A 4,796-nucleotide genomic window follows, 5' to 3' on the forward strand; every position below is an offset into this window, starting at 1 on the left:
GGTAGGGTATTTGCAGTACGTGTATTTTTATGTGTCACCAATTTCATAATCCAAAATTTAAAATCTAAAATCCAAAATTCTATTGATATTGATTACATTTATCCCGACAACTTTTAGCAAAATGAGCTAAAAATAGAATTAGCAAGGCGATAATTTTTCAACGAGGCTAAATATGGATTTTGAACGCGAAGTCCCGCTTGAAAAAAATACCGAAGAATTAGAATTTGCTGAACCTTCTACTCCTCGCAAACCTTTTAGAATATTGCGAAATACCGAAGCTTTCCTACGTCGTCCAACTGTTGTAGCATTAGTACCAATTTTACCACCAAAATTAAGTGAAAATTTGCAAGATGCCAACGATATTGCAGAAGATTCCTTAGAAGAATTAGCAGAGATAGACCTAAATAAAATTAACGATTGGGAATTGCGTCCTTTTCGGATGCGGATTGGTTTAAGTTTTGTCGGATTCAGTTCGTTAATGATACTTATTTTGGCGCTTTTTTTTACTACATTACAACCACAAATGAGTCCAACTCAGCAAATTGCTACATATTGGGGTGAGTATATTTGGTTCGTTTGTTTAGGTGTTACTGGAATGTTTCTTTTAGGTAGAGAAGCTATGCGTCCTATTAATAAGCAAAATTTAGATGATGATTGGTAATGGTTAGGAGATAGTGGATAGTTGATAGTGGATGGTGGATGGTGGATGGTAGTTAGTAGTTAAGATTTAAGAAGCAACCAACAACTGTCAACTCTCAAGTGTCCACTGTTATAATAAAAGTTTTAAATCTATTTATCTAATGCCCAATCCGCAATATTCAATTATGAATCATGACCCTTTTATTGTTCCACCTGGTTCAAAAATTTCTCTAAAAAAAGATTACGATACGACTTTTACAGGCGATTTTTATGATAAAGGTGATGCCAAAATCAAACTGCAACAGGATATTGAACGATTGTCCAAATACCAAAATATTCTTTATGCTCAAAATACTTATGCTCTGCTAATTATTTTTCAAGCAATGGATGCTGCTGGAAAAGATAGTACAATTAAATATGTTATGTCTGGTGTCAATCCCCAAGGTTGTCAGGTATTTAGTTTTAAAGAACCTTCCTCAGAGGAATTAGATCATGATTATTTATGGCGTAGTGTAAAAGCTTTACCCGAAAGAGGAAGAATTGGTATTTTTAATCGTTCTTATTATGAAGAAGTTTTAGTGCTGCGCGTACATCCAGAATTACTTAAAAAACAACAATTACCCAAATCTGTAATGGGTAATCATATATGGAAACAGCGTTTTGAAGAAATAAATCATTTTGAAAAATATTTGACTAATAATGGAATAATCGTTCTCAAGTTTTTTCTCAATGTCTCAAAAAAAGAACAGAAAAAACGTTTTATGAAGCGCATCGAATTACCAGACAAAAACTGGAAATTCTCCGCAAGTGATGTCAAAGAACGTGCTTTTTGGGACGATTATATGAATGCTTACGAAGATGCTTTTCGTTACACTAGCACTGAATGGGCTCCATGGCACATCATTCCTGCCGATCACAAATGGTTTACTCGCATCGCAGTCGCTGATATTATTTGCTCTAAGCTAAAAGAACTTAAATTAAATTATCCTACCCCCACAGAACAACATAAGCAGGATATTCTCAAAGCTAAGGAAATTTTAGAAGCGGAAAATTAATTACTTAACATCAACCAGTTATTAAAATATTTTTCACTAATGCATCTTCACAAATTTTATGGTATATTTGTACCAATACAATCAAGAGGAAATAGATGATCAAGATGCAAACACCAATATTGACATAGTAGCTTAATCAAAGTTTGAGCAACTACGGTAGGGCTGAAATTTTACAATTAATTACATTACATTCGGATGATATCTATAGGTATATTGTCGGAAGGGTTACACTTGGGTGTAAGCTTGTAAAAAGTTAAATATTTGAGACAAGAAAAGAAATAGCTTCTAATTATGTCGATTATTGCTCTGAGAGCGTGGTATATCGAAAAGTATGAGCCGATTCCAGAGCTGGAAAAACGTCAGCCAGATATTCGTATCAGTAAGAAAAGTCTGTTGAAGTCGGCTTTGAGAGCGGATTTTTTGGAAGATAGCAACGAAGTAAAAAATTCAACTTGGTTTCGCCGCTATCTCGAAGGCGACGAAATAGAATTTTATATTGAAGGTAGTGGTGGTTATTGTGTAGCCAACATCGATTTAATTAGTCATGAAATTTATTTTACTAAGCAGGCTTTGTTGGCTCAATTAGAACCAACGATTTTTTTGAGTTATCAGAATGAGTATCCCGAAGCTAGCGATGCTTTACGTGAAGGATTGCTCGATAGTTTGGATAAATTGAATTTGCGATCGCGACTTCCGTTGAAGTTAATCGAGTCAATTCGTCCCAAAGATGCTCCAATGCGTTTGGGAAGTAGTATGATGCGAAAAATTCGCAGAAGTCTCTTGTTTATTGCGGATGCGACACCGATTACGAGTGTTGACAACGGTAAGGAAAAACCGTTGTTGCTTCCGAGTGCGAATACTTGTATTGAAATTGGTTACGCTATTCAAAGTAAACGTTCTGAACAAATTTTACTCGCACAAATGCAGCGTGAGGATAAAAATGGACAATTTCCTTTTGATTTAACTACAACTCAAATAATGCAATTCAAAGACAGTAAAGAATTAAATAAAATCTTGCCACAAACAATTCAAACTATTTTAGCAAGATTTAGATTATTTGCATAAACTAAATTTTGTAATTACTTTTAATTATTTGCAATAAATATATGATAATTTGTCGTAATTTGAAATGTGAAAAAGCACGGTTTCTTAATGCTAATAAATAGCAAGCTTTAAGTTTCCGCATAACCTTGAATATTTTCAGGCTCAAAAGAACGCAATATATTAGTTGCTTGTTTAACTAATTCTTCAGTACCTTGAAATATAATTAAATACTTCCCAGCATTCAAGCGATTGCGATAAATTAAAGCATCTCCACTACCAACTGTCAGCCCTACACTACCACCGACAACAAAAGCACCTAATACACCGGAAGCTGCTCCTAATAAGCCTCCAATAATTGGGTTAATAATACCAGCATGGGGAATTATTTCGATATTTGTCAACAAATTGAAAGCATAACCAGCAGCGAATCCAAAAGGAAGAAGCCAGTAACTAAGACGTTGTGCGTTATTTTTAGCTTTTTGATTTGGGTTAATTAATCCATATTCGTCGGCACTTTTGTAACCAGCACCCAAGATACTAATTTGTTTAGTAGGTAAACCGGCTTCTTCCAGAGCAGTATAAGCTGCTTCCGCTTGGATTCGGTTTGTGTAAACTGCAATTAGATAATTCATCTAAATAATTTAAAGAATTTCAATAATTTCACAAATGTCAACTTCTGAGAATTAGTTTCAACAAATCAAATATAAAAAATCTTAATTAATGCCTCCTGGATTACACTTAATAATCTAATTCTCTTATTATCTAATATATACTTGATAATCATGAATTTATCAGTACAACAAACTACTATAATCAAAAGTATCTTAATAATTTTAATACCTCTATTCAAGTCAAGAACTTATTAGATTTTCATCAAATATGTATTCAATCGCAAAATCATCAATTAAATTTATTTATGATTCATAAATTATTCATAAATTATTCATAAATTATTTATACAAGTTATACTTTTGCGATAGCTTCGCTTGCACTACCCCATCGCCCTTGGGCGCGTGGCGATCGCGATTTATAGTCTGTTATTATCAAGTTACTCGATTGAGATCATTGAAAACAGGAATCATTACGATTTATTCGATTGTTATTATTAGTATTAAACCTAGTGAGAGCATTTCTATAGAAAACCTTGCTGAAAACGAGACTTTGATAGTACTTATGTAGTATTTTTGGTGAAAAGTCGTATGGTGGTTTTTTGCTATGAAACAGCTCCTCAACCACTTCTTGAGTTGGCAAAAAAATATCGCGAAGCTGATTTTATCGCTAGCGATAATGATATTCGTTTCTTCGGTGTTTGCAGTACCCGCTTTCGCTACGGGTGTGTATGACATACCAAACCTGACTTCAGATACTTGGATTGTAGATGAAGCAGATTTAATCAGCCGTTTTAATCAAGGTAAAATCAATAGTGCCTTCGATGAATTGGCTAAGCAGACAGGAAACGAAGTCAGAATAGTAACTATTCGTCGTTTAGATTATGGGGAAACTCCCGAAAGTTTTACCAAAGCTCTATTTGAAAAATGGTTTCCAACAAAAGAAGCACAAGCAAATCAAACTTTATTAACAATTGACTCCGTAACCAACGGAACCGCCATTATTACCGGCGATAAAGTCAAATCTATCATGTCTGATGATATAGCTCAAAGTGTAGCATCAGAAACAGTTTTAGTGCCTTTGCGTAACGGTAATAAATACAATCAAGCATTATTAGACGCACAACAACGTCTTATTAGCGTACTTTCGGGAGAACCAGATCCGGGCCCTCCGGAAGTGCCTAACGAAGTACAGGTAGAAGGAACCTTTACCAAAGCTGAAGAAACCAACCAAGGAAACGCTACCGCTTGGGTAATAGGATTATTGATTGCAGCAACCGTAATTCCCATGGCAACATACTATATCTATTTAGTTTTCCAGCCATCATCAGAAGGGAATAAGGAATAGGTGATAGGGGGATGGGGAGATGGTAAGCCACTCTCGTGCGCGGGTTCCCCGCGTTGAGAGAAGTGGCGCAACCCGAAGGGGGGGATGGGGAGATGGTAAGCC

Annotated in this window: 5 protein-coding genes; 4 read left to right on the plus strand and 1 reads right to left on the minus strand. The window is 35.2% G+C overall.

Annotation, left to right across the window (positions count from 1 at the left end):
* Positions 1–172 precede the first annotated feature (172 nt).
* From IQ247_RS31405 to IQ247_RS31415, 3 genes are all read left to right on the plus strand, one after another.
* Positions 173–661, plus strand: a complete 489-nt coding sequence (locus tag IQ247_RS31405) for a hypothetical protein (RefSeq protein ID WP_193926077.1) — start codon at positions 173–175, stop codon at positions 659–661.
* Between the two features lie 163 nt (positions 662–824).
* Positions 825–1,694, plus strand: a complete 870-nt coding sequence (locus IQ247_RS31410; protein ID WP_193926085.1) for a polyphosphate kinase 2 family protein — start codon at positions 825–827, stop codon at positions 1,692–1,694.
* Between the two features lie 291 nt (positions 1,695–1,985).
* Positions 1,986–2,759 (plus strand): hypothetical protein, encoded by a 774-nt coding sequence (locus tag IQ247_RS31415; RefSeq protein WP_193926079.1) that lies wholly within the window; start codon positions 1,986–1,988, stop codon positions 2,757–2,759.
* A gap of 107 nt (positions 2,760–2,866) precedes the next feature.
* Here IQ247_RS31415 and IQ247_RS31420 read toward each other — a convergent pair whose 3' ends face one another.
* On the minus strand, positions 2,867–3,370 hold the full coding sequence (locus IQ247_RS31420) for a hypothetical protein (protein ID WP_193926081.1): 504 nt from the start codon (positions 3,368–3,370) through the stop codon (positions 2,867–2,869).
* Between the two features lie 583 nt (positions 3,371–3,953).
* On the opposite strand from IQ247_RS31420, the gene psb32 reads away from it, so the two are divergent.
* Positions 3,954–4,694 (plus strand): photosystem II repair protein Psb32, encoded by a 741-nt coding sequence (gene psb32, locus IQ247_RS31425; protein WP_193926083.1) that lies wholly within the window; start codon positions 3,954–3,956, stop codon positions 4,692–4,694.
* Positions 4,695–4,796 lie beyond the last annotated feature (102 nt).

The organism is Plectonema cf. radiosum LEGE 06105 (genome assembly GCF_015207665.1).
Classification (GTDB): Bacteria; Cyanobacteriota; Cyanobacteriia; order Cyanobacteriales; family Nostocaceae; genus Rivularia; species Rivularia radiosa_A.

Excerpts from the sequence above, each read along its gene's own strand:
- IQ247_RS31405 (WP_193926077.1), top strand. The coding sequence starts at position 173 with ATGGATTTTGAACGCGAAGTCCCGCTTGAAAAAAATACCGAAGAATTA.
- IQ247_RS31410 (WP_193926085.1), top strand. The coding sequence starts at position 825 with ATGAATCATGACCCTTTTATTGTTCCACCTGGTTCAAAAATTTCTCTA.
- IQ247_RS31415 (WP_193926079.1), top strand. The coding sequence starts at position 1,986 with ATGTCGATTATTGCTCTGAGAGCGTGGTATATCGAAAAGTATGAGCCG.
- IQ247_RS31420 (WP_193926081.1), bottom strand. The coding sequence starts at position 3,370 with ATGAATTATCTAATTGCAGTTTACACAAACCGAATCCAAGCGGAAGCA.
- psb32 (WP_193926083.1), top strand. The coding sequence starts at position 3,954 with ATGAAACAGCTCCTCAACCACTTCTTGAGTTGGCAAAAAAATATCGCG.